At 54.0% G+C, this 21,444-nt stretch carries 18 protein-coding genes; 10 read left to right on the forward strand and 8 right to left on the reverse strand.

The window, feature by feature from the left end; all coding sequences use genetic code 11:
* Positions 1-23: 23 nt before the first annotated feature.
* The 4 genes from N0B36_RS03180 to N0B36_RS03195 form a co-directional block, all read right to left on the reverse strand.
* The gene (locus N0B36_RS03180) at positions 24-1,286 is read right to left on the reverse strand and encodes a DUF1479 domain-containing protein (RefSeq protein WP_235116579.1); all 1,263 of its coding nucleotides are present in this window, start codon (positions 1,284-1,286) and stop codon (positions 24-26) included.
* Between the two features lie 153 nt (positions 1,287-1,439).
* Positions 1,440-2,255 (reverse strand): Cof-type HAD-IIB family hydrolase, encoded by an 816-nt coding sequence (locus tag N0B36_RS03185; RefSeq protein WP_259686055.1) that lies wholly within the window; start codon positions 2,253-2,255, stop codon positions 1,440-1,442.
* A gap of 121 nt (positions 2,256-2,376) precedes the next feature.
* On the reverse strand, positions 2,377-4,809 hold the full coding sequence (locus N0B36_RS03190; RefSeq protein WP_259686056.1) for a formate C-acetyltransferase/glycerol dehydratase family glycyl radical enzyme: 2,433 nt from the start codon (positions 4,807-4,809) through the stop codon (positions 2,377-2,379).
* Positions 4,810-4,814: 5 nt separating this feature from the next.
* Positions 4,815-5,714, reverse strand: a complete 900-nt coding sequence (locus N0B36_RS03195; RefSeq protein ID WP_259686057.1) for a glycyl-radical enzyme activating protein — start codon at positions 5,712-5,714, stop codon at positions 4,815-4,817.
* 132 nt (positions 5,715-5,846) lie between these two features.
* Between N0B36_RS03195 and fsa the strand changes: the two genes are divergently transcribed.
* Positions 5,847-6,509: a fructose-6-phosphate aldolase gene (fsa, locus tag N0B36_RS03200; RefSeq protein ID WP_019076360.1), complete on the forward strand. Its 663-nt coding sequence runs from the start codon at positions 5,847-5,849 to the stop codon at positions 6,507-6,509.
* Between the two features lie 119 nt (positions 6,510-6,628).
* On the opposite strand, the gene moeB is transcribed toward fsa, so the two are convergent.
* Together moeB and moeA are read right to left on the reverse strand one after the other, a co-directional pair.
* A complete protein-coding gene (gene moeB, locus N0B36_RS03205) occupies positions 6,629-7,378 on the reverse strand; it encodes a molybdopterin-synthase adenylyltransferase MoeB (RefSeq protein WP_259686058.1) in 750 nt (249 codons plus the stop codon).
* Positions 7,378-8,613 (reverse strand): molybdopterin molybdotransferase MoeA, encoded by a 1,236-nt coding sequence (gene moeA / locus N0B36_RS03210; RefSeq protein ID WP_115190784.1) that lies wholly within the window; start codon positions 8,611-8,613, stop codon positions 7,378-7,380. Before moeA ends, moeB begins: the two co-directional genes overlap by 1 nt.
* A 176-nt stretch (positions 8,614-8,789) precedes the next feature.
* Between moeA and N0B36_RS03215 the strand changes: the two genes are divergently transcribed.
* The 6 genes from N0B36_RS03215 to gsiD all read left to right on the forward strand — a co-directional run bounded on the left by N0B36_RS03215 (position 8,790) and on the right by gsiD (position 16,042).
* Positions 8,790-9,578 (forward strand): aminoglycoside adenylyltransferase family protein, encoded by a 789-nt coding sequence (locus N0B36_RS03215; RefSeq protein WP_103766079.1) that lies wholly within the window; start codon positions 8,790-8,792, stop codon positions 9,576-9,578.
* A gap of 192 nt (positions 9,579-9,770) precedes the next feature.
* A complete protein-coding gene (gene iaaA, locus N0B36_RS03220; RefSeq protein WP_047501231.1) occupies positions 9,771-10,736 on the forward strand; it encodes a beta-aspartyl-peptidase in 966 nt (321 codons plus the stop codon).
* A complete protein-coding gene (gsiA, locus tag N0B36_RS03225; RefSeq protein ID WP_019076365.1) occupies positions 10,723-12,594 on the forward strand; it encodes a glutathione ABC transporter ATP-binding protein GsiA in 1,872 nt (623 codons plus the stop codon). Before iaaA ends, gsiA begins: the two co-directional genes overlap by 14 nt.
* 28 nt (positions 12,595-12,622) lie before the next feature.
* Positions 12,623-14,161, forward strand: a complete 1,539-nt coding sequence (gene gsiB, locus N0B36_RS03230; RefSeq protein ID WP_259686059.1) for a glutathione ABC transporter substrate-binding protein GsiB — start codon at positions 12,623-12,625, stop codon at positions 14,159-14,161.
* Between the two features lie 46 nt (positions 14,162-14,207).
* Entirely contained in the window at positions 14,208-15,128 is a 921-nt protein-coding gene (gene gsiC / locus N0B36_RS03235; RefSeq protein ID WP_016152391.1) for a glutathione ABC transporter permease GsiC, read from the forward strand.
* A 2-nt stretch (positions 15,129-15,130) separates the two neighbouring features.
* Positions 15,131-16,042: a glutathione ABC transporter permease GsiD gene (gene gsiD, locus N0B36_RS03240; protein WP_103766081.1), complete on the forward strand. Its 912-nt coding sequence runs from the start codon at positions 15,131-15,133 to the stop codon at positions 16,040-16,042.
* 57 nt (positions 16,043-16,099) lie between these two features.
* Here the strand turns inward: gsiD and rimO are convergent, their stop codons facing one another.
* Positions 16,100-17,425, reverse strand: coding sequence for a 30S ribosomal protein S12 methylthiotransferase RimO (rimO, locus tag N0B36_RS03245; RefSeq protein WP_016152393.1), 1,326 nt, complete (start codon positions 17,423-17,425; stop codon positions 16,100-16,102).
* Positions 17,426-17,655: 230 nt separating this feature from the next.
* Between rimO and bssR the strand changes: the two genes are divergently transcribed.
* Positions 17,656-18,039 (forward strand): biofilm formation regulator BssR, encoded by a 384-nt coding sequence (bssR, locus tag N0B36_RS03250; RefSeq protein ID WP_235116573.1) that lies wholly within the window; start codon positions 17,656-17,658, stop codon positions 18,037-18,039.
* A gap of 102 nt (positions 18,040-18,141) precedes the next feature.
* Complete coding sequence (locus N0B36_RS03255) at positions 18,142-19,239, forward strand: PQQ-dependent sugar dehydrogenase (protein WP_259686060.1); 1,098 nt, start codon at positions 18,142-18,144, stop codon at positions 19,237-19,239.
* A 5-nt stretch (positions 19,240-19,244) separates the two neighbouring features.
* Here N0B36_RS03255 and N0B36_RS03260 read toward each other — a convergent pair whose 3' ends face one another.
* Entirely contained in the window at positions 19,245-19,871 is a 627-nt protein-coding gene (locus N0B36_RS03260) for a glutathione S-transferase family protein (RefSeq protein ID WP_259686061.1), read from the reverse strand.
* Between the two features lie 328 nt (positions 19,872-20,199).
* On the opposite strand from N0B36_RS03260, the gene dacC reads away from it, so the two are divergent.
* The gene (gene dacC, locus N0B36_RS03265; RefSeq protein ID WP_065554553.1) at positions 20,200-21,402 is read left to right on the forward strand and encodes a serine-type D-Ala-D-Ala carboxypeptidase; all 1,203 of its coding nucleotides are present in this window, start codon (positions 20,200-20,202) and stop codon (positions 21,400-21,402) included.
* Positions 21,403-21,444 lie beyond the last annotated feature (42 nt).

Raw genomic sequence — 21,444 nt, forward strand, 5'->3', positions numbered from 1 at the left:
TAAAGGCGTTGGAAGGGGACGGATTATTCCATCCCCAGCGCACGCTTGCCATGGATATTCAAATCATCCAGCGTGAAGCGTCCTTCCCAGTTAGTTTCATAATCCTCGCGTGGGAAATCACCCGGCGATACGCCTTTTTCCAGCGCGGCCTTCACTTTATGGGCGTAGGCCAGATTCTTTTCGCACATCGGTGCGGCAGGGATGTACATCACGTTGCCCCAACCCTGCTGATTTTCTACCGGTGCGACGGAGTGGATCACATCACAATGCCACCATACGGAGTCTCCGGCGTCCAGTTGCGGAATGCTGGTTAACGCTTCAATCAGCAGCGGATGCCATTGCGCAGAAATCGGCAGAACTCTGCCGGGCGCTACGCCGCAAAGTTCATCTTCCGGCACATCGTCAAGCAATGGACGTAACAGTACCCAGGCCATCGCTTCAGGGATAGGGACCACGTGCAACAACCCCTGACCTGGCAGCATATCAGAGAGAGCAGTCCAGCCCTGGAAGGTACGGAATACTGAACATTTGGTGGTGTTATCCACCGTGTACTCTTCTACTTCAGTGCGATGCGCGGCCTGCCACGGGTCGTAATCTTCCAGCTTACCATTGAAAACATTAGCAAAGACCTGCTGATATGCCGGCAGAAGCCAGCGTTCCAGCGCACCGGAATCCGTATGCGCGCCCAGCCCTTTGGACGTCGTTCCCGGTGGACGACGGCGTATGCGGTCGGGGTAGATAACGCTGACATCCGGGTTAAACCATTGCTTACCTTCGCCTGCAAATGTCCAAAGACGGTTGAGAAATGACTGCGCATTTGCCATTTCTTCACTCTGACGGGCCTGCATCTGCGCCTGGGACCAGTAGATGGGGTAGATTTCAGGTCGCGACGCGCTCAGGGTACCAAAGAAATTATCGCCCGGTCCTTGGTAAACGTCGTCAAAATGGTTGCGGTCCAGATAGTCCAGCATTGACCTATCCCAATCGAGGGCTTGTTCGCGAGAGAAATGGCCTTTAATGACCGCGCATCCGCGACGCTTAATTTCTTCACGCTGCTCAGCACTCACGCGACCTGCCTTGATATCCGCATAGGACAACACAGGCCATACTGGAGAGCCTTGCGCTTTGAGGTCGTTGATTTCCGCCACGCGATTAGCAATGGCCTCGCTCAACTGATTGAAAATCGACTGAACATCTCCAAGCTGTTCACGCAATTGCTTTTTCATCTGCCGGATTGCCGCTTTGTGATCGGTGGGCAACGTGTCGCTGGTAAAAGTAAAAGCCATATCCACCTCGCATTAACTTTCATTCGAAACTTATTTAACTTACAGGTGATAATATAAGTTAAAATTTAGTTAACGCAAGTTTAAAATTTGATGGTGTGAGAAACATGAAAAAGCGTGGAAACCGGGGCAAGGGGATACCCCGGTTGGGCAGGATTAGCAATTAAAAGGGGAAGTGTTATCCAGCACCGCCTGAATCACGTTCAGCGCGCCCTGATGGTTATTGTCATCGGTCTGATAGCGGGCAATCGATTTGATACTCTCTGCCGCGTTGGCCATGGCGAAAGAGTAGCGCGCCATTTTCAGCATTTCTGCGTCATTGCCGCTATCGCCAATGGCGACCACGTTTTGCGGGGACAGGTTCCAGCGCTTTAGCAGACGGCTGATTCCGTTGGCTTTATGCAAACCTGGAATGATCAGGTCGATAAACCCAAAGCCGCTGGTGACAGGCTTCATTATACCGTCAAGGGCAGAATGAAGGTGATCGATCACTAATGGGATTTGTTGGTCCGGTAAATTCAGCGAGAACTTGAACAGCACATCATCGATGTCCTGATAATCCTTCACGGGTTTCAGGCGATGGTAGTGTTTTGACATCAATGCGACAAAGGACTCGGGGGCATTTTCGCTAACGTAGGCGTTTTGCAGGCCGCAAGCCACAAAGTTGAGATGCGTATCTTTGAGCAGTTCGCCAATGACAATGCGGGATTCGTGGCGGGTCAGCTCACCGTGAAACAGCTGTTTGCCATGTTCAAAGACTAACGCCCCGTTCTCGGCAACAAAAGAGATCTCATCTTTGAGTTCCGGGAAAAAGGAGATCAGTTGGTAATACTGATTGCCGCTGGCCACGACAAATTCAATATCTCGTTTTTTTAGTTCCTGATACTGCGCCATAAAACGTGCATGATCGTATTTTTTGGCGTCGTCGAGAAAAGTTCCGTCCATATCAGTGACGATAACTTTGATGGTCATACTTGCTCCTGGCTCATAACTGCGACCAGAAACATTTTAATAACAATGTGAGCTAAAGCACAAATTTATTTCATTCGAAAGAAGAATACCCGGCAAGCGAAATGCCGCCGGGTAAGGGGGATTACAGCATATGTTCAGTACGTGCGATGATATCGTCCTGCGCATCTGGAGACAGCGCGGTGAAGAAGGCCGAATAACCTGCTACACGGACCACCAGGTCACGATACTGATCCGGGTGCTTTTTGGCTTCCAGCAGCGTTTCACGGGAGACAATGTTGTACTGAATATGCCAGCCTTTGTGCTCTTCAAAGAAGGTACGCAGCAGGATCATCAGCTTTTGCTTATCGGATTCATTCTCCAGCGTGGCCGGGTTCAGCTTCTGGTTTAACAACACGCCGCCGAGGATTGAACCGGTCGGCAGTTTACCCACCGAGCCAATTACCGCTGTTGGGCCGAGATGGTCCGTTCCGGAAGCCGGGCTTGCGCCTTCTGCCAGCGGAGTGTGCGCCTTACGACCATCCGGCGTGGCCATCGTTGCCGCGCCAAACGGTACGTTTGCGGAGATCGATGAGGTACCCGCGTAGTAATTGCCGCCAACCGGGCCACGTCCGTAACGTGGATTATGATACTGTTTCAACTCATTGATATAGGTCTGATAAGCGCGGGCCAGCAGCGTATCAACGCTATCGTCATCGTTGCCGTATTTCGGTGCGCCGTTGATCAGCCGCTGGCGTAATTGTTCGTGGGTCAGACCGTCAAAATCGGCGGCCAGCGCGGCGGCCAGTTGCTGCTGACCGATAGCGCCTTGTTCAAAGACCAGTTTCTTCACCGCAGCCAGGCTGTTGCCGAGGTTGGCAATACCCACCTGCAAACCCGATACCCAGTCGTATTTCGCACCGCCTTGCTTAATACTTTTCGCGCGTTCAATACAGTCATCTACCAGCGCAGAGCACAGAATATCGTGTACGTTCTCTTCCAGCATGGTGTCGACAACATACTCAATTTCGATAGATTTACGCGTGTAGTAGCGAATCTGCGCATCCCAGGCGTCCATCACTTCGTCAAAATTGTTGAAGTTACCAGACGAGAGCGCTTTTTCCTGTGGCAGAAATACTTTACCGCTGGTGGCATCGCGACCACCTTCCAGCGCTGCCAGCATCACGCGGGCAAAGTTAATAAAGCTCATACCGGTACAGCGGTAGCCCCATTTGCCGCCAACGGCGGTTTCGATGCAACCAATGGCCGCATAGTCATAGGCGTCCTGCGGTTCAATGCCAAGCTTAATGAATTCAGGTATGACGATTTCGTCGTTATTAAAGGCAGGCATCCCGAAGCCGCAGCGGATCACCTGTACACAGGCATCCAGGAAATCATTACTCATCCCTGCATGATAACGCACGCTCAGGTTTGGCTGAGTAGAACGCAGGCGACCGCAGGATTCCAGAATAGCGTAGGAGAGCGGATTGACGGCATCCATTGCCTGACCGTTAACCAGGTTTTGGCCACCAATGGTCACGTTCTGATACAGCGGGCTACCCGCCGAGGCTTTCGAATGGGAGCCGGAGCGGATTTTGTTCACTTCCAACAGTTTCAGCCAGCAGCTGTGCAGCAGCTCAATGGCGTGCTCACGATCGAGGCTCTGGTTCAGTTCTACGTCACGACGGTAGAACGGATAGAGGTACTGATCCATGCGACCAAACGACACCGAGTGACCATTTGATTCAATTTGCAGGATCAACTGGATGAAATAGCACAACTGTAGCGCTTGCCAGAACGTTTTTGGCGGCTCATGGGCGATAACATCGCAGTTGTCCGCCATGGTCAGCAGTTCATCACGACGACTGGCGCGAGTTTCCGTGGCCGCCATTTTACGTGCCAGCGCGGCAAAGCGCTCAATGTGCAGACTGACGGCCTCCAGCACGATATCAATCGCTTTCAGAAACTGATCGCCATGGAGGTCTTCCAGACATGTCAGATCGATGCGGGAACGACGTTCATCAACTTTGTGGCGCAGGCCGTCGAGACCTTTTTCCAGCAGCAGCGGGAAATTTACCGCCAGGTGTGCGTCACCGGAGGTCATGTTACCTTCGGCTTTGATAATGCCGGTTTCCAGCAGCCCTTTCTGCTCGTCCGTAAACATCCCGTAGCAGCGATCCTGCACGGTCTGACCACGCCACCATGGACACACCTCGTGCAACACGCGTTTGTTCTCTTCGCTTACCGCAAAGCCCGCGCCCGGCCTGTCGGCGAGGTCATCGATCTCTTTTTCAATCCACGACACGGTGTATTCCGGGAAGATTGGCGCGGCACGCACTTCGCTTGCCTGGTTACCAATGATCAGTTCGTCATGCTTGATCCAGATGGTGCGTTCCGCCAGATGATGGGCCAGCGCCAGCGCGCGGCGGACCGGGATAGGTTTATCCAGATGCTGTTGGTACATCTCGGTATAGTGCTGGGCGCGCTCGGTACAAACCGGCGGCTTCACGATGTGAATCAGGGCCGTTTTATGCGCTTTGATACGGTCGCTGAGTGTGTCCAGTTTCAGAGTGGTCATGGCGATTATCCTCGTAGGGTCGCGGTTAAACCTTTCAGGCTGGCGTACTGCTGGGCAAATTCGAGCAGCGCAGGCGCATCAAGCGGTTTATCCGGTGCGTTGTAGGGTTGACTGAGTAAGTGGTATTTGTTGATGCCCAGCGTGTGGTAGGGCAAAAAATGGATCTCATCGACGTGAAGCTCGTCGGCAGCAAAATCGGTAATGGCCTGAATAGCGGCTTCGTCAGCGTTGAACCCCTGAATCAGGGGGACGCGGATAACCATTTTTTTACCGGCGGCGGCCAGTTTTTTCAGATTTTCCAGTACGCGAGAGGCGCTGCCATCGGTCCACTGTTTAAACGGCGCGTCGGCGACATGTTTTAAATCGGCCAGGAACAGGTCGACGTCAGGTAATGACGGTTCAATATACTTCCACGGGACATGCAGACAGGTTTCAACCGCTGTATGAATACCTGCATCGTGGCTGGCTTTGAGCAGCGCTGCCGCCAGTTCTGGCTGCATAAAGGGTTCACCGCCAGACAGGGTGAGACCCCCGCCGCTGCGATCGTAAAACGGTTTATCACGCACTACGGTCGCCATGATGTCGTCCACGCTTTTTTCCTCTCCGCAGACGGTCAGCGCCTGGGTTGGACAGCAGAGGGTAAGCGCCGTGAGCGCATCATCGGTCAGTTTTTCGCGATGAATCAGCAATCCACTCAGCGCGCGTTCAATCACCTTCGGTGCGGCCTGAGCACAGAGATCGCAACCGTCGAGGCACAAACGCGCGTCATAGAGCAGATCCTGCGTGCGGGCGCGGCTTTCCGGATTCTGGCACCACCGACAGCCCAGAGAGCATCCTTTAAGGAACACCACGGTACGGATACCGGGACCATCATGTGTGGAATAGCGCTGGATATTGAAAATCATAAGCGGCCTCTCATCTTTCGTATAAAGATTAAATTACTTTCGAATGAAAGTTATATTGACGTACGTCAACTAACCGTGAGGTTTCGCCGTGCTACCTTTTATTCATGCTAATTATTCGTTTGAGGAAAGGTTATGGAACTCTATTTAGATACGTCTGACGTTGACGCGGTAAAAGCTCTGGCGCGGGTTTTTCCGCTGGCAGGGGTGACCACTAACCCAAGCATTGTGGCGGCAGGTAAGCAGACGCTGGACGTGTTACTGCCGCAACTGCAGGAAGCGATGGGAGGGCAAGGACGCCTGTTTGCTCAGGTAATGGCGACCACCGCCGAAGGCATGGTCAGTGATGCGCGTAAGCTGCGGGCAATCATTGCGGATATCGTGGTCAAAGTGCCGGTCACGGCAGAAGGTCTGACGGCCATTAAATTGCTGAAAGAAGAAGGGATCCCGACGTTGGGTACCGCGGTATACGGCGCTGCTCAAGGGCTATTAGCTGCGCTAGCGGGGGCCGAATACGTTGCGCCATACGTTAACCGTGTGGATGCGCAGGGGGGGGACGGCATTCAGACGGTGACCGATCTGCAGACCTTACTGAAAATGCATGCCCCGCACGCCAAAGTACTGGCCGCCAGTTTTAAAACGCCGCGTCAGGCGCTGGATTGCCTGCTGGCAGGCTGCGAGTCCATCACGCTGCCGCTGGATGTCGCTCAGCAGATGATTAGCTCTCCGGCCGTTGATGCTGCCGTAGCGAAGTTCGAACACGACTGGCAGAGCGCATTTGGACGCACTTCTCTGTAAGTCTGTTTTGCCGGATGGCGGCTGACACCTTATCCGGCCTACACAATGCGCTGTTGTAGGCCTGATAAGAGGCATTAGCATCGCCCTCTGGCAATAGTGCGGTGCCGACGATTTCTCTGCTAACTCCCGCAGACCTCACAGGTGGGATTGCGCATCAGCTTCATTTCGCGAAACTGGCAGGTCATGGCGTCGTACATGACGATTTTTCCTGAAGCCGGTTTACCGTAGTTAGCCAGTAGCTTAATGGCTTCCATCGCCTGTAACGAGCCGATCACGCCGATCAGCGGGGCCATCACTCCGGCCTCTACGCAGGTCAGGGCGTTTTCACCGAACAGACGGCTCAGGCAACGGTAGCAGGGCTCTCCTTCCTGGTAGGTAAATACGGTAATTTGTCCTTCCATGCGAATTGCCGCACCGGAAACCAGCGGAACCCTGGCGGCGAAGCATCCGGCATTCAACTGATTGCGGATGCTGACATTATCCGTACAGTCCAGCACCAAATCGTGTTCGGTAATAAGCATGTGAATCTCGCTCTCGTCCAGCAGCGCATTCACCGGCGTAATGGCGATATAAGGGTTAATCCGCGCCAGTGCGTCGCGGGCGGATAGCACTTTTGGCTGTCCAACGGTCGCATCGCTGTGCAGCGTCTGGCGCTGGAGGTTCGACACGGAGACTGTGTCAAAGTCGAGCAAGGTTAAATGCCCGACGCCAGCGCCTGCAAGGTACTGAGTTGCTGCGCATCCCAGTCCCCCCACACCAACGACCAGTACCCGCGCCTCCTTGAGCGCTTCCTGACCTTCGAAATCGAAGCCGCGCAGAATGATTTGCCGGTTATAGCGCATCATCTCCTGGTCGCTGAGTTCTGCCATTACAGGCCTCCAAACAGTGCGTTAAACGGCTCGACCTCAACCCATTCGCCGGCTTCGACGTTACCGCGATCGCGCTCCAGCACGATAAAACAGTTACCCTGGCTAAAAGAGCTAAAAATATGCGAGCCCTGGTGCCCGGTAGTGGTGACTTCCAGTTCGCCTTCAGCGGTACGCTGCAATACACCGCGCTGAAAATCCAGACGGCCAGGTGTTTTCTTCAGGCGTGAGGCGGTGCGCACGCGCTGGCGAGGCGGTAGTCCACAGGCGGTGTTGCCGCTGAGTTTCGCCAGGAGCGGTTGTACCAGTTGATAGAAGGTGAGGGCCGCAGACACTGGATTACCCGGCAGACCGCAAAACCAGCTGTTGCTCAGTTTGCCAAACGCGAACGGTTTGCCCGGTTTGATGGCCAGCTTCCAGAAGGCAATTTCTCCCAGCTCTTCCAGAATAGTTTTAGTGTAATCCGCTTCGCCTACTGAAACGCCGCCGGAGCTGATGACGACATCGGCCTGGCTGTCGGCTTCGATAAACGCGGCGCGCAGCGCGTTGGGATCGTCGCGAATAATCCCCAGGTTGATCACTTCGCAGCCCAACTGTTGCAGCATCAGGTGAACGGTCAGACGGTTAGTGTCATAAATCTGCCCGTCTCCCAGCGGCTGACCTGGCAACTGCAGTTCATCACCGGTAGAGAACAGCGCCACGCGGACTTTGCGTACAACGGGTGCATCGGCAACACCGAGCGAAGCCAGAACGGGAAGCTCGCCGGTTGTCAGGCGAGTCCCGGCGGGAAACACCACCGCGCCGTTTGCAATATCTTCACCGCGCAGACGAATATTTTGCCCGCGGCGGACTTCGGCGGTAAAACGCACCCCGTCGTCAGTTTGTTCCGTTTGCTCCTGCATCACCACCGCTTCACAACCAGCTGGCACCGGGGCGCCGGTCATAATACGGATGCAGGTTCCCGCAGGCCACTCGCCATGGAAAGGCTGACCGGCAAAGGCTTTACCCGCCACCGCAAGCGGCTGATCAGATTGTAAATCGGCTAATCGTACCGCATAGCCATCCATTGCTGAGTTATCGAATCCCGGTACATCAATGGGGGAGACAACGTCGGTAGCCAGAATACGGCCAAAGCATTGAACCAGCGGCAGCGTTTCGACGGCGGTGAGCGGGGTAATACGCGAAAGCATCTGAGAGAGAGCCGTTTCAAGCGGCATCAGTCCGGCGGTAAATTCCATGAGAAGACTCCTGCGGGGCAAAATCGAATCTGCTCATTATGTCAGAAAATGGACGCGGGCAGTATGCTACCTCAGGCTTAGAATCAGATCTGGTAAAGGTTTTGTGCCAGGGATAGCGCTGCAGGAAGAATGCAGTATAGACTCAATATTTCCGCTCATTTTTCCCTGGGGGCTAAATGGCTAATATTATTCCAGACGCAATTCGACGACAGGTGGAGGCCGCCAGTGCGTGCATCCGCCAGATTTTCGCGGGGAATCTCATTGCCCTTCATTTGTATGGCTCTGCGGTTGAAGGCGGCTTAAAACCCCAAAGCGACATTGATTTATTGGTCACCCTGCGTGAACCAATAAATGCCCGACAAAGAAAAAAACTGATGCAGGATTTGCTGACCATTTCAGCGCCTCCCGGCACCTCCGGGCCATATCGTGCGCTGGAAGTGACCGTGGTTCTGCACTCGCAGATCGTGCCGTGGCGATTCCCACCGGCGAGAGAAATGCAGTTTGGCGAATGGCTGCGTGATGATATTCGCGCTGGCGTGTTTGAACCGGCAATGGTGGATCCTGATCTTTCTATTCTGCTAACCCAGGCCCGGCGCGCCAGCGTACCGCTGTTCGGTGAACCTGCTGAGACGTTATTTAACGTCATTCCGTTTAGCGATGTATTGCAAACATTTCGGCATATCCTTGAGATGTGGCAGAAACCGGCTGATTTAGAGGGGGACGAGCGTAATATCATCCTTGCTCTGGCACGTATCTGGTATAGCGTGGTTACGGGTAATATTGTCGCTAAAGATGAGGCCGCATCCTGGCTTCTGCCGCAATTACCCGCTGAGCATGCTGATTTGCTGCAAGCGGCGCGTGCGGAATATCTGGGGTTAACCAAACATAACTGGGCAGCGTGTATGCCGTCTGTAGAACGCTTTGTGTTTTATGCAAAAAAACAGATTACCGATCGGCTTGAATAATTTAGCACCAACGTCGAGAGATCTCCTTTCCGTTAAACACATCTGAATGACCTGATGAGACGGGGTGTGAGGTGCGGGCCTTTACCTTTACATGACGTCTGCATCTTTCTATATTCAAAAATCGAATCAATAAGTCACCGAAATTCTGATATTTATAACCCCCCGGTACCCGCCACCTAATGGACGAATAAAATGGGTAAAGCAGTCATTGCAATTCACGGCGGCGCAGGGGCTATCACCCGCGCGTTACTGAGCCAGGAGCAAGAATTGCGTTATATACAAGCGCTGTCGGATATCGTTGAAACCGGCCAACGGATGCTTGAAGACGGTCGTAGCGCACTGGATGTGGTCACCGAAGCCGTGCGTTTGTTGGAAGAGTGTCCGTTGTTTAATGCCGGAATTGGCGCGGTGTATACCCGTGATGAAACCCATGAACTGGACGCCTGTGTGATGGACGGTAATACGCTAAACGCGGGAGCCGTCGCCGGGGTTAGCCATCTGCGCAACCCAATTCTCGCGGCTCGCCTGGTGATGGAGCACAGCCCCCACGTCATGATGATAGGTGAAGGGGCTGAAAACTTTGCCATTGCGCAGGGGATGGAGCGCGTTTCGGCGGATATTTTCTCGACGCCAGAACGCTACGCTCAACTGCTGGCAGCGCAATCGGCGGGTGAAACGGTGCTGGATCATAGCGCGACCCCGCTGGATGAAAACAACAAAATGGGTACTGTGGGGGCGGTCGCGCTGGATATGTTTGGCAATCTGGCGGCGGCAACATCGACCGGCGGAATGACCAACAAATTACCGGGGCGGGTAGGTGACAGTCCGCTGGTCGGCGCAGGCTGTTATGCCAATAACGCAAGTGTGGCCGTTTCCTGCACCGGAACCGGTGAAGTCTTTATTCGTGCGCTGGCGGCGTATGACATTGCGGCGTTGATGGACTATGGCGGCCTGAGTTTATCGGAGGCGTGCGAACGCGTAGTAATGGAAAAATTACCGGCGCTCGGCGGCAGCGGCGGTTTAATTGCCGTCGATCACGAGGGCAACGTCGCCTTGCCGTTTAACAGCGAAGGCATGTACCGTGCCTGGGGATATGCAGGCGATACGCCAACCACCGGTATTTATCAGGAAAAAGGAGATACCGTTGCCACACAGTGATGAGCTTGACGCCAGCGACGTGCTGGCAGTCAGCAACCTGAACATTGCCTTTGAACAGGAGCAACAGCGCATCAGTGCGGTGCGTAATCTGTCATTTCGCCTGAAGCGTGGTGAAACGCTGGCGATAGTGGGTGAATCCGGTTCAGGAAAGTCGGTAACAGCCTTGTCGCTGATGCGTTTGATTGAACAGTCAGGCGGCGAGGTGAGCTGCGATGAAATGCTCCTTCGACGCCGTAACCGACAGGTTATTGAGCTGGGTGAACAGAGCGCGTCGCGGATGCGTCACGTGCGTGGCGCGGATATCGCCATGATCTTCCAGGAGCCCATGACATCGCTTAATCCGGTATTTACCGTGGGTGAGCAGATTGCTGAGTCAATCCGTTTGCATCAGGGGGCCAGCCACGAAGAGGCGATGGTGGAAGCGAAACGGATGCTCGACCAGGTGCGTATCCCCGAGGCGAAGGCTATTTTATCGCGCTATCCGCACCAGCTTTCTGGCGGCATGCGCCAGCGGGTAATGATCGCCATGGCGCTATCGTGTCGCCCTGCGGTTTTAATTGCCGATGAGCCGACCACCGCGCTGGATGTCACTATTCAGGCACAGATCCTGCAACTGATAAAAGTGTTGCAGCAGGATATGTCGATGGGAGTGATCTTTATTACCCACGATATGGGCGTCGTGGCGGATATTGCCGATCGCGTGCTGGTGATGTATCAGGGCGAGGCGGTAGAAACCGGCAGCGTTGAGCAGATTTTTCACGCTCCCCAGCATCCTTACACCAAAGCGCTGCTGGCAGCCGTGCCGCAGCTTGGGGCGATGACCGGACAAGCGTACCCGCGCCGGTTTCCTCTCATTTCGTTACACGATCCCAGTCATGTAGAACCACAGACTGAACAGGATACCGTGGTTGAAGGCGAGCCTATTTTGCAGGTACGTAATCTGGTGACGCGTTTTCCGCTGCGCAGCGGCATTCTTAATCGGGTGACCCGCGAGGTGCATGCGGTGGAAAACGTTAGCTTTGACCTGTGGCCCGGAGAGACGCTCTCGCTGGTGGGGGAGTCGGGCTGCGGGAAATCCACCACCGGTCGGGCGCTGCTACGTCTGGTAGAGTCTCAACGCGGGGAGATTGTTTTCAACGGACAGCGTATCGATACCCTGGCCGCCAGTAAGCTACAGCCGCTGCGTCGGGATATTCAATTTATCTTCCAGGACCCCTATGCTTCGCTCGATCCGCGTCAGACCGTGGGATATTCCATTTTAGAACCGCTGCGGGTGCATGGGCTACTGCAAGGCGATGCGGCGGCAAAACGGGTTGCATGGCTGCTGGAACGCGTAGGATTGCTCCCTGAGCATGCCTGGCGCTATCCGCATGAGTTTTCCGGTGGTCAGCGTCAGCGTATCTGTATTGCCCGGGCGCTGGCGCTCAATCCCAAGGTGATTATTGCCGATGAGTCAGTCTCGGCGCTGGATGTCTCAATTCGCGGGCAAATTATCAACCTGTTGCTCGACCTCCAACGAGAAATGGGGATTGCGTACCTGTTTATTTCCCACGATATGGCGGTGGTGGAGCGGATCAGTCATCGGGTGGCGGTGATGTACCTTGGGCAAATCGTCGAGATCGGCACCCGACGCGCGGTGTTTGAAAATCCGCAGCATCCGTACACCCGCAAACTGATGGCGGCAGTCCCGGTCGCCGATCCCTCACATCACCGGCCCCAGCGCGTGCTGTTGTCGGATGATATCCCCAGTAATATCCGCAAACGCGGTGAAGAGATTTCCCCCGTTTCACTCCAGCAAGTTGGCCCGGGGCATTATGTTGCGCGTCCGCAACCAGAAAATGCGCTTTCGCGTTTATAACAGGCAGGCAGGGTTTAAGGAGAATAACATGACAAAAATTGTTGCTCGAAAATGGCTGGTTGCTGTGGGAGTGGCCTCTACGCTGGCCGCCACACCTGGCTGGGCCGCCAAAGATGTAGTAGTGGCGGTAGGATCCAATTTCACCACCCTCGATCCCTACGACGCAAACGACACGTTGTCGCAGGCGGTAGCGAAGTCGTTTTACCAGGGGCTGTTTGGCCTTGATAAAGAGATGAAGCTGAAAAATGTGCTGGCGGAGAGTTATACGGTTTCTGATGATGGCCTGACTTATACCCTTAAGCTGCGACAGGGCGTGAAGTTTCAGGACGGCACCGACTTCAACGCCGATGCGGTTAAAGCTAACCTCGACCGGGCCAGCAACCCGGAAAACCATCTGAAACGCTACAACCTGTATAAGAATATCGATAAAACCGAGGTCGTCGATCCGTCGACGGTGAAGATAACGCTGAAGCAGCCGTTCTCTGCATTTATCAATATTCTGGCGCACCCGGCTACGGCGATGATCTCTCCCGCCGCGCTGGAGAAATACGGCAAGGAGATCGGTTTCCATCCCGTGGGGACCGGGCCGTATCAGCTTGAGACCTGGAATCAGACGGATTTTGTAAAGGTTAAGAAGTTCGCGGGTTACTGGCAGCAAGGGCTGCCAAAGCTGGATACGATTACCTGGCGTCCGGTGACCGACAACAACACGCGTGCGGCAATGCTGCAGACCGGGGAAGCGCAGTTTGCCTTCCCGATCCCTTACGAGCAGGCGGCGCTACTGGCGAAGAATAAAAACCTGGAACTGGTGGCCAGTCCGTCTATTATGCAGCGTTACATCAGCATGAACGTCACGCAAAAACCGTTCGATAACCCGAAGGTGCGTGAAGCGCTGAATTATGCCATCAACCGTCAGGCGCTGGTGAAAGTGGCGTTTGCCGGTTACGCGACGCCAGCAACCGGCGTTCTCCCTCCGTCGATCGCCTATGCGCAAAGCTATACGCCATGGCCATACGACCCGGCAAAAGCGCGCGAACTGCTGAAAGAAGCGGGTTATCCGAACGGTTTTACCACCACGCTATGGTCTTCTCATAACCATAGTACCGCGCAGAAAGTGCTGCAATTTACCCAGCAGCAACTGGCGCAGGTGGGCGTTAAGGCTCAGGTGACGGCGATGGATGCCGGTCAGCGCGCGGCGCAAGTTGAAGGTAAAGCGCAGAAAGAGAGCGGGGTACGCATGTTCTACACCGGCTGGTCTGCCTCTACGGGTGAAGCAGACTGGGCGCTGTCACCGCTGTTTGCATCTCAAAACTGGCCGCCAACGCTGTTTAATACGGCGTTCTACAGCAATAAGCATGTGGACAGTGATTTAGCAGCAGCGTTGCAAACCAACGATCCGGCCCAGAAAGCGAAGCTGTACAAGGATGCGCAGGATATTATCTGGAAAGAGTCGCCGTGGATCCCACTGGTAGTGGAACAACTGATTTCGGCGCACAACACCAGATTGACCGGGTTCTGGATCATGCCGGATACCGGATTTAGCTTTGATGATGCGGATTTAAAATAAGCTATTCATCCGGCCCCGCCACACAGGGGCCGGCGAAGGGAGTGTGATGCTTAACTATGTTTTCAAGCGCCTGCTGGGGTTGATTCCAACTCTGTTGATTGTAGCGGTGCTGGTATTTTTATTTGTTCACCTGCTACCCGGCGATCCGGCCCGGCTGATTGCCGGACCGGAGGCTGATGCTGAGGTGATCGAACTGGTGCGCCAGCAGTTGGGTCTGGATCAGCCGCTGCATATTCAGTTCTGGCATTACATTACTAACGTGTTGCAAGGCGATTTTGGAACCTCAATGGTTTCTCGTCGCCCGGTCTCCGAAGAGATAGCCAGTCGTTTTATGCCATCGCTATGGCTGACCATTGCCAGCATGGCGTGGGCGGTGTTATTCGGCATGACGGCAGGGATTATTGCTGCTGTATGGCGCAATCGTTGGCCGGACAGATTGAGTATGACGCTCGCCGTCACCGGGATCTCTTTCCCGGCGTTTGCGCTCGGCATGCTGCTCATGCAGATATTCTCCGTTGAGCTTGGCTGGTTGCCCACCGTTGGCGCTGATACCTGGCGGCACTATATCCTCCCGTCTATTACCCTGGGTGCGGCGGTGGCTGCGGTGTTAGCCCGGTTTACCCGCGCTTCGTTTGTCGATGTGCTCAGTGAAGACTATATGCGTACCGCGCGGGCCAAAGGGGTGAGTGAAACCTGGGTGGTGTTAAAACATGGTTTGCGCAATGCGATGATCCCGGTGGTCACCATGATGGGGCTACAGTTTGGCTTTTTGCTTGGCGGCTCGATTGTGGTTGAGAAGGTGTTTAACTGGCCAGGGCTTGGGCGGCTGTTGGTGGACTCAGTCGAAATGCGCGACTACCCGGTGATTCAGGCCGAGGTGCTGTTGTTTTCTCTGGAGTTTATTCTTATTAACTTAGTGGTGGATGTGCTCTATGCCGCCATTAATCCGGCTATCAGGTACAAGTAAGGATGCGATTTTTTAACTGGCGCCGACAGGCGATTTTAAATGCGATGCCCCTTGTTAAGCCTGAGCAGATACGCACGCCGTGGCATGAATTCTGGCGTCGTTTCCGTCGCCAGCGCATGGCGATGTTAGCGGGGTTATTTGTCGTGCTGTTGATAATGGTGGCGATTTTTGCTCGCTGGTTAACGCCATTTGATGCCGAGAATTACTTCGATTATGACCGTCTGAATGACGGACCGTCGATGCTGCACTGGTTCGGCGTTGACTCGCTGGGGCGGGATATTTTTAGCCGTGTGCTGGTGGGGGCGCAAATCTCGCTGGCGGCGGGGGTCTTTGCCGTATTTATTGGCGCAGCGATTGGCACTGTGCTGGGGCTGCTGGCGGGATACTTCGAAGGCTGGTGGGATCGACTGATTATGCGTATCTGCGATGTGCTGTTTGCCTTTCCTGGTATTTTGCTGGCGATAGCCGTGGTCGCCGTGCTGGGCAGCGGCATTGCAAACGTGATTATTGCCGTGGCCATTTTCTCCATTCCGGCCTTCGCGCGGCTGGTGCGCGCAAATACGCTGGTGCTAAAGCAGCAGACCTTTATTGAATCCGCGCGCAGTATTGGCGCCAGCGATGCGACCATCATCTTCAACCATATCTTGCCGGGTACGGTTTCATCGATCGTGGTCTTTTTTACCATGCGAATTGGCACGTCGATTATCTCTGCCGCGAGCCTGTCATTTCTGGGATTGGGTGCGCAGCCGCCGACCCCGGAGTGGGGGGCAATGCTCAATGAAGCCCGCGCTGATATGGTGATCGCGCCGCACGTGGCGATTTTCCCGGCGGTGGCGATATTCCTGACGGTACTGGCGTTTAACTTACTCGGAGATGGTCTGCGCGACGCGCTGGACCCGAAAATTAAAGGATAAATCACAGGGCCGGATAAGGCGTAACGCTTATCCGGCCTACAGTTGGGTTGCGCTTATTTAAACGCGGGTGCCCCACAGATCGTATTCATCAGCGTTTTCGACCTTCACGCGGATGATATCGCCAGGTTTCACCTTGGTTTCGCCATTCAGGTATACCGCGCCGTCGATTTCCGGGGCGTCAGCCATGCTGCGGCCAATCGCGCCTTCTTCGTCAACTTCATCAACGATAACCAGAATTTCGCGGCCCACTTTCTCCTGCAAACGTTCAGCAGAGATTTGCTGTTGCAATTGCATAAAGCGGTTCCAGCGTTCCTCTTTCACCTCTTCCGGGATTTGGTCCGGCAGGTCATTGGCACCAGCGCCTTCTACCGGGCTGTATTTAAAGCAGCCCACGCGGTCCAGACGCGCTTCCTTCAGGAAGTCGAGCAGCATCTGGAAGTCTTCTTCCGTTTCACCCGGGAAACCGACAATGAAGGTTGAGCGCAGCGTCAGTTCAGGGCAGATTTCACGCCACTGCTTGATGCGTGCCAGTTGTCTGTCCACGGAGCCTGGGCGTTTCATCAGCTTAAGAATACGCGGGCTGGCATGCTGCAGCGGGATGTCCAGATACGGCAGGATTTTCCCTTCCGCCATCAGTGGGATCACGTCATCAACGTGCGGATAGGGATAGACGTAATGCAGACGAGTCCAGATCCCCAGTTTTGATAACTGCTCGCACAGATCAACCATGCTGGTTTTGACCGGCTCGCCGTTATGGAAACCGGTGCGATGCTTCACATCCACGCCGTACGCGGAAGTATCCTGAGAAATGACCAGTATCTCTTTTACGCCCGCATCCACCAGACGTTTGGCTTCGCTGAGGACGTCGCCAATCGGACGGCTCACCAGATCGCCACGCATCGACGGAATAATGCAGAACGTACAGCGGTGGTTGCAGCCTTCAGAAATTTTCAGATAGGCATAATGACGCGGAGTGAGCTTGACGCCCTGTTCAGGAACCAGGCTCAGGAACGGGTTGTGCTTTGGTTTGGGCACATAGTGGTGAACGTGCTCCAGAACCTGTTCGTAGCTATGCGGCCCGGTGATTTCCAGCACCTTCGGGTGGACTTCACGGATCTGATCGACTTTCGCGCCCAGACAGCCGGTGACGATCACCTTGCCGTTTTCGTTCAGCGCTTCGCCGATTGCTTCCAGCGACTCCTGAACCGCGCTGTCGATAAAGCCACAGGTGTTAACGATAACCATATCCGCGTCGTCGTAGCTTGGCACAACGTCATAGCCTTCGGTACGAAGTTCGGTCAGGATGCGTTCAGAATCGACGAGGTTTTTCGGGCAGCCGAGGGAGACAAAGCCGATTTTCGGCTGGTGGGTTACATTGCTCATAGCGTAAAAATTGTTCAGTTATTGGAATATTCAGGGCACGGATTCTACAGAGTTCTGAATAAAAATTGTATCGCAATCTCATACCATCAGTCGCCACGCCCGGCGTGGAATTAAAGATTATTTGTAAATTGTGTTAATTTTCGGTGATGGATTGATCCTGGACACGACTTTGTTCAAAAAATGACCATACTATTAAGTTGCACCATAGTTGGAAAGAGGAGGAACAAAGTATGGTTGTTGACAGACTGAGAACCGATCTTCTCAACAAATTGATAAACGCCCGTGTCGAACTTGCCGCTTATCTGCTGTTGAGAAAAGCGAAAGGCTACATGTCAGTCAGCGAGAGCGATCGTCTGCGTGATAATTTTTTTGCACTGAATCGCGAATTGCACGAGCAATCACAGCTTCACGGTAGGCATCTTGATCAGGAAGAGTGGAATGCCCTTCATCGTGCTGAAGGGGCGTTAGCCGCCGCCGCTGTTTGTCTTATGAGTGGACATCACGATTGTCCAACCTTTATCGCCGTTAACGCAGAGAAACTGGAAAACTGCCTGACAACGCTGACGCTAAGTATCCAGTGTTTGCAATCTTATTCAACGCTGGAACACGTCTGAATCAGGGGGAGGGCGCTCCCCCTTTTCGTTAATATTATGTAAATGTGGCGGGATAATTCCCCTTGCTGGCTACGCTTTATGCAGAGCCATTAAGGAGGTGTTATGCGTCGACTCTTTCTCTGTGCTGCCCCACTCGCGCTATTTTCCTCTTATGCCGCCGCGGTAGAGGTGGAAGTGCTGCAAACGAAACTCGATCATCCGTGGTCGCTGGCGTTTTTACCCGACAATCGCGGCATGCTCATTACGCTCAAAGGCGGCCAGCTTCGACTTTGGCAGACTGGAAAGGGGCTTTCCGACCCGCTAACCGGCGTACCCAAAGTCTGGGCGAATGGTCAGGGGGGATTGCTTGATGTGGCATTAGCACCGGATTTTAAACAATCTCGCCGGGTGTGGCTTAGTTTTGCTGAAGCTGACAGTGAAGGTAATGCCGGGACAGCGGTTGGTTACGGACGACTGAGCGACGATCTCAAACATCTGCAAGGGTTCCAGACCATTTTTCGCCAACAGCCGAAGCTCTCCAGCGGAAACCATTTTGGCGGACGTATGGTTTTTGATGGCAACGGTTATCTGTTTATTGGTCTTGGTGAAAATAATCAACGTTCTACCGCACAGGATCTGGATAAGCTGCAGGGCAAGGTCGTACGACTGACCGATGAGGGAAAAATTCCGCCGGATAATCCGTTTGTGAAGAGGGCAGGAGCGCGGGCAGAGATTTGGTCATATGGTATCCGCAACCCGCAGGGGATGGCGATGAATCCCTGGAGCGATACGCTGTGGCTTAATGAGCATGGTCCACGCGGGGGCGATGAAATCAATATCCCCGAGAAAGGGAAAAACTACGGCTGGCCGCTTGCGACCTGGGGCGTTAACTACAGTGGTCTTAAAATTCCCGAAGCAAAAGGCCCAATTGTTGCTGGAACAGAGCAACCCATCTTTTACTGGGAAAAGTCACCGGCGGTCAGCGGAATGGCTTTTTATAATAGCGATACCTTCCCACAGTGGCGGCAGAAGTTATTCATTGGCGCGTTGAAAGAGAAAGAAGTGATCGTGCTGAGCGTCAAAGGGAATGCCGTCACCGAAGAGGGTCGTCTGTTGCAGGAAAGGGGACAACGGATCCGTGATGTGCGCGTCGGACCAGACGGGTACTTATACGTACTAACCGACGAGTCCGACGGGGAATTACTGAAAGTGAGTCCCTGATTTAGTTAGCTGACCGGGATCATCACGACTTTTTGAAACGCCGGACGTTCGGTCAGTTGCTGATACCAGTGCTCCAGATGTGGGCGCGGGGTCCAGCTCAGGCCAACGTTGAACAGGTTATAGATAAACGGCGCAACGGCGATATCGGCAGTGCCAAATTCAGCCCCGGAGAACCATGGCTGGTCCGCCAGCGCGTTATCCAGAATGGCAAACAGGTTATCGCACACCTGACTACCCGCCTCGATTGCCGCCATGTCGCGTTTCTCGGCAGGGGTTCTGACCAGGCCAAACAAGATAACCCGATGCGTAGGACTTAGCGTCTGGTTTGCCCAGTCCATCCATTTTTCACCGACGGCGCGCGCGGCCGGGGTGTCAATCCACAAACGCTTTTGTCCGTACTGAGCTGCCAGATAGCGGACAATGGTATTGGATTCCCACAGAACAACGTCCGTTTCATCATCACGTAGCAGCGGGACCAGTCCGTTCGGGTTGAGTGCCAGATAGTCGGCATCGCGGTTACCGCCATGCTGTCCGCCCGCCAGAATTTGGTTATACGGCAGTTCCAGTTCCTCGAGCGTCCACAATACTTTTTTTACGTTGGTCGAGTTATTGCGACCCCACAGTGTAATCATAGTAACCCCGCAAATTAATTGAGCAGCTTTATGGCTGCAGATGCCATCTGACTAGCCCACATGGTGGGGTAAACCTAATATTTACGCAACAAAGTCTAAAAAAATCGTGCCGGGAGCAGCGCAGCGCGGTGTTATTGCATAAACTTTAAAAACTTTACCAACTTACGGTTTCTTTAAGCTCGTTAGTGCGTTATTACTCACCGCACTTATTTTACACGTCATCCATCAGACCTTTTCTGCATGGGTTGGCCAGGGTCGCTTGGCTGGTTTTGTGTAAACACGGTGTGGTATGACGTGGTTTTTTGGAATGGATACTCGGGTGGCATTTATGACGCAATACTTCTCTTCACTTCGCAGCTTTGCTGCAGGTTCTGCACTCTTAATCCTTTTGTCGCCGAGCGTACAGGCGGCGGAGCAACCAACGGCCCCACCGAGCGTCGACGCGCGCGCGTGGATCCTAATGGATTACGCCAGCGGTAAGGTACTGGCGGAAGGTAATGCTGATGAGAAACTGGATCCTGCCAGTCTGACCAAGATCATGACCAGCTATGTAGTCGGTCAGGCGCTGAAGGCCGGGAAAATTAACCTCAACGATATGGTCACCGTGGGCAAAGACGCCTGGGCGACCGGTAATCCGGCCCTGCGCGGTTCGTCGGTTATGTTCCTCAAGCCCGGCGATCAGGTTGCAGTGTCCGATCTGAACAAAGGCGTTATCATCCAGTCTGGTAACGATGCCTGTATCGCACTGGCTGATTACGTTGCCGGCAGCCAGGAATCTTTCATTGGTCTGATGAACGGCTACGCGAAAAAACTGGGGCTGACCAATACCACTTTCCAGACCGTGCATGGCCTGGATGCGGCAGGACAGTTCAGTACCGCACGTGATATGGCCCTGCTCGGGAAGGCGCTAATCCACGATGTACCGGAAGAGTACGCTATCCACAAAGAGAAAGAATTTACCTTTAATAAAATCCGCCAGCCGAACCGCAACCGTTTGTTGTGGAGCACCAACCTGAACGTGGACGGTATGAAAACCGGTACCACGGCCGGGGCGGGATACAACCTGGTCGCTTCCGCGACCCAGGGGGATATGCGCCTGATCTCCGTGGTATTGGGGGCGAAAACCGACCGCATTCGTTTTAATGAGTCAGAAAAGCTGCTGACCTGGGGCTTCCGCTTCTTTGAAACCGTTACGCCGATTAAACCGGATGCCACTTTCGTGACGCAGCGCGTCTGGTTTGGCGATAAGAGTGAAGTTAATTTGGGCGCCGGAGAAGCGGGCTCGGTGACTATCCCGCGTGGTCAGCTCAAAAACCTGAAGGCCAGCTTTACCCTGACCGAACCACAGTTAACCGCGCCGCTGAAGAAAGGTCAGGTTGTGGGAACTATCGACTTCCAGTTGAACGGGAAATCCATCGAGCAGCGTCCACTGATGGTGATGGAGGCCGTGGAAGAGGGGGGATTCTTTAGTCGCATGTGGGACTTTGTGATGATGAAATTCCACCAGTGGTTTGGCGGCTGGTTCTCTTAATCTTAGCGTTTGCCGGATGACGCTATCGCCATCCGGCAGTAT

It is taken from the genome of Citrobacter sp. XY323 (genome assembly GCF_025106035.1).
Taxonomy (GTDB): domain Bacteria; phylum Pseudomonadota; class Gammaproteobacteria; order Enterobacterales; family Enterobacteriaceae; genus Citrobacter; species Citrobacter braakii.

What these genes read in the sequence shown, in the direction of transcription:
- gsiD (WP_103766081.1), top strand. Translation starts at nt 15,131, where the DNA reads ATGCGATTTTTTAACTGGCGCCGACAGGCGATTTTAAATGCGATGCCC.
- moeB (WP_259686058.1), bottom strand. Translation starts at nt 7,378, where the DNA reads ATGGCAGAACTCAGCGACCAGGAGATGATGCGCTATAACCGGCAAATC.
- gsiB (WP_259686059.1), top strand. Translation starts at nt 12,623, where the DNA reads ATGACAAAAATTGTTGCTCGAAAATGGCTGGTTGCTGTGGGAGTGGCC.
- N0B36_RS03185 (WP_259686055.1), bottom strand. Translation starts at nt 2,255, where the DNA reads ATGACCATCAAAGTTATCGTCACTGATATGGACGGAACTTTTCTCGAC.
- dacC (WP_065554553.1), top strand. Translation starts at nt 20,200, where the DNA reads ATGACGCAATACTTCTCTTCACTTCGCAGCTTTGCTGCAGGTTCTGCA.
- N0B36_RS03255 (WP_259686060.1), top strand. Translation starts at nt 18,142, where the DNA reads ATGCGTCGACTCTTTCTCTGTGCTGCCCCACTCGCGCTATTTTCCTCT.
- iaaA (WP_047501231.1), top strand. Translation starts at nt 9,771, where the DNA reads ATGGGTAAAGCAGTCATTGCAATTCACGGCGGCGCAGGGGCTATCACC.
- fsa (WP_019076360.1), top strand. Translation starts at nt 5,847, where the DNA reads ATGGAACTCTATTTAGATACGTCTGACGTTGACGCGGTAAAAGCTCTG.
- moeA (WP_115190784.1), bottom strand. Translation starts at nt 8,613, where the DNA reads ATGGAATTTACCGCCGGACTGATGCCGCTTGAAACGGCTCTCTCTCAG.
- gsiC (WP_016152391.1), top strand. Translation starts at nt 14,208, where the DNA reads ATGCTTAACTATGTTTTCAAGCGCCTGCTGGGGTTGATTCCAACTCTG.
- bssR (WP_235116573.1), top strand. Translation starts at nt 17,656, where the DNA reads ATGGTTGTTGACAGACTGAGAACCGATCTTCTCAACAAATTGATAAAC.
- N0B36_RS03215 (WP_103766079.1), top strand. Translation starts at nt 8,790, where the DNA reads ATGGCTAATATTATTCCAGACGCAATTCGACGACAGGTGGAGGCCGCC.
- rimO (WP_016152393.1), bottom strand. Translation starts at nt 17,425, where the DNA reads ATGAGCAATGTAACCCACCAGCCGAAAATCGGCTTTGTCTCCCTCGGC.
- N0B36_RS03180 (WP_235116579.1), bottom strand. Translation starts at nt 1,286, where the DNA reads ATGGCTTTTACTTTTACCAGCGACACGTTGCCCACCGATCACAAAGCG.
- N0B36_RS03190 (WP_259686056.1), bottom strand. Translation starts at nt 4,809, where the DNA reads ATGACCACTCTGAAACTGGACACACTCAGCGACCGTATCAAAGCGCAT.
- N0B36_RS03195 (WP_259686057.1), bottom strand. Translation starts at nt 5,714, where the DNA reads ATGATTTTCAATATCCAGCGCTATTCCACACATGATGGTCCCGGTATC.
- N0B36_RS03260 (WP_259686061.1), bottom strand. Translation starts at nt 19,871, where the DNA reads ATGATTACACTGTGGGGTCGCAATAACTCGACCAACGTAAAAAAAGTA.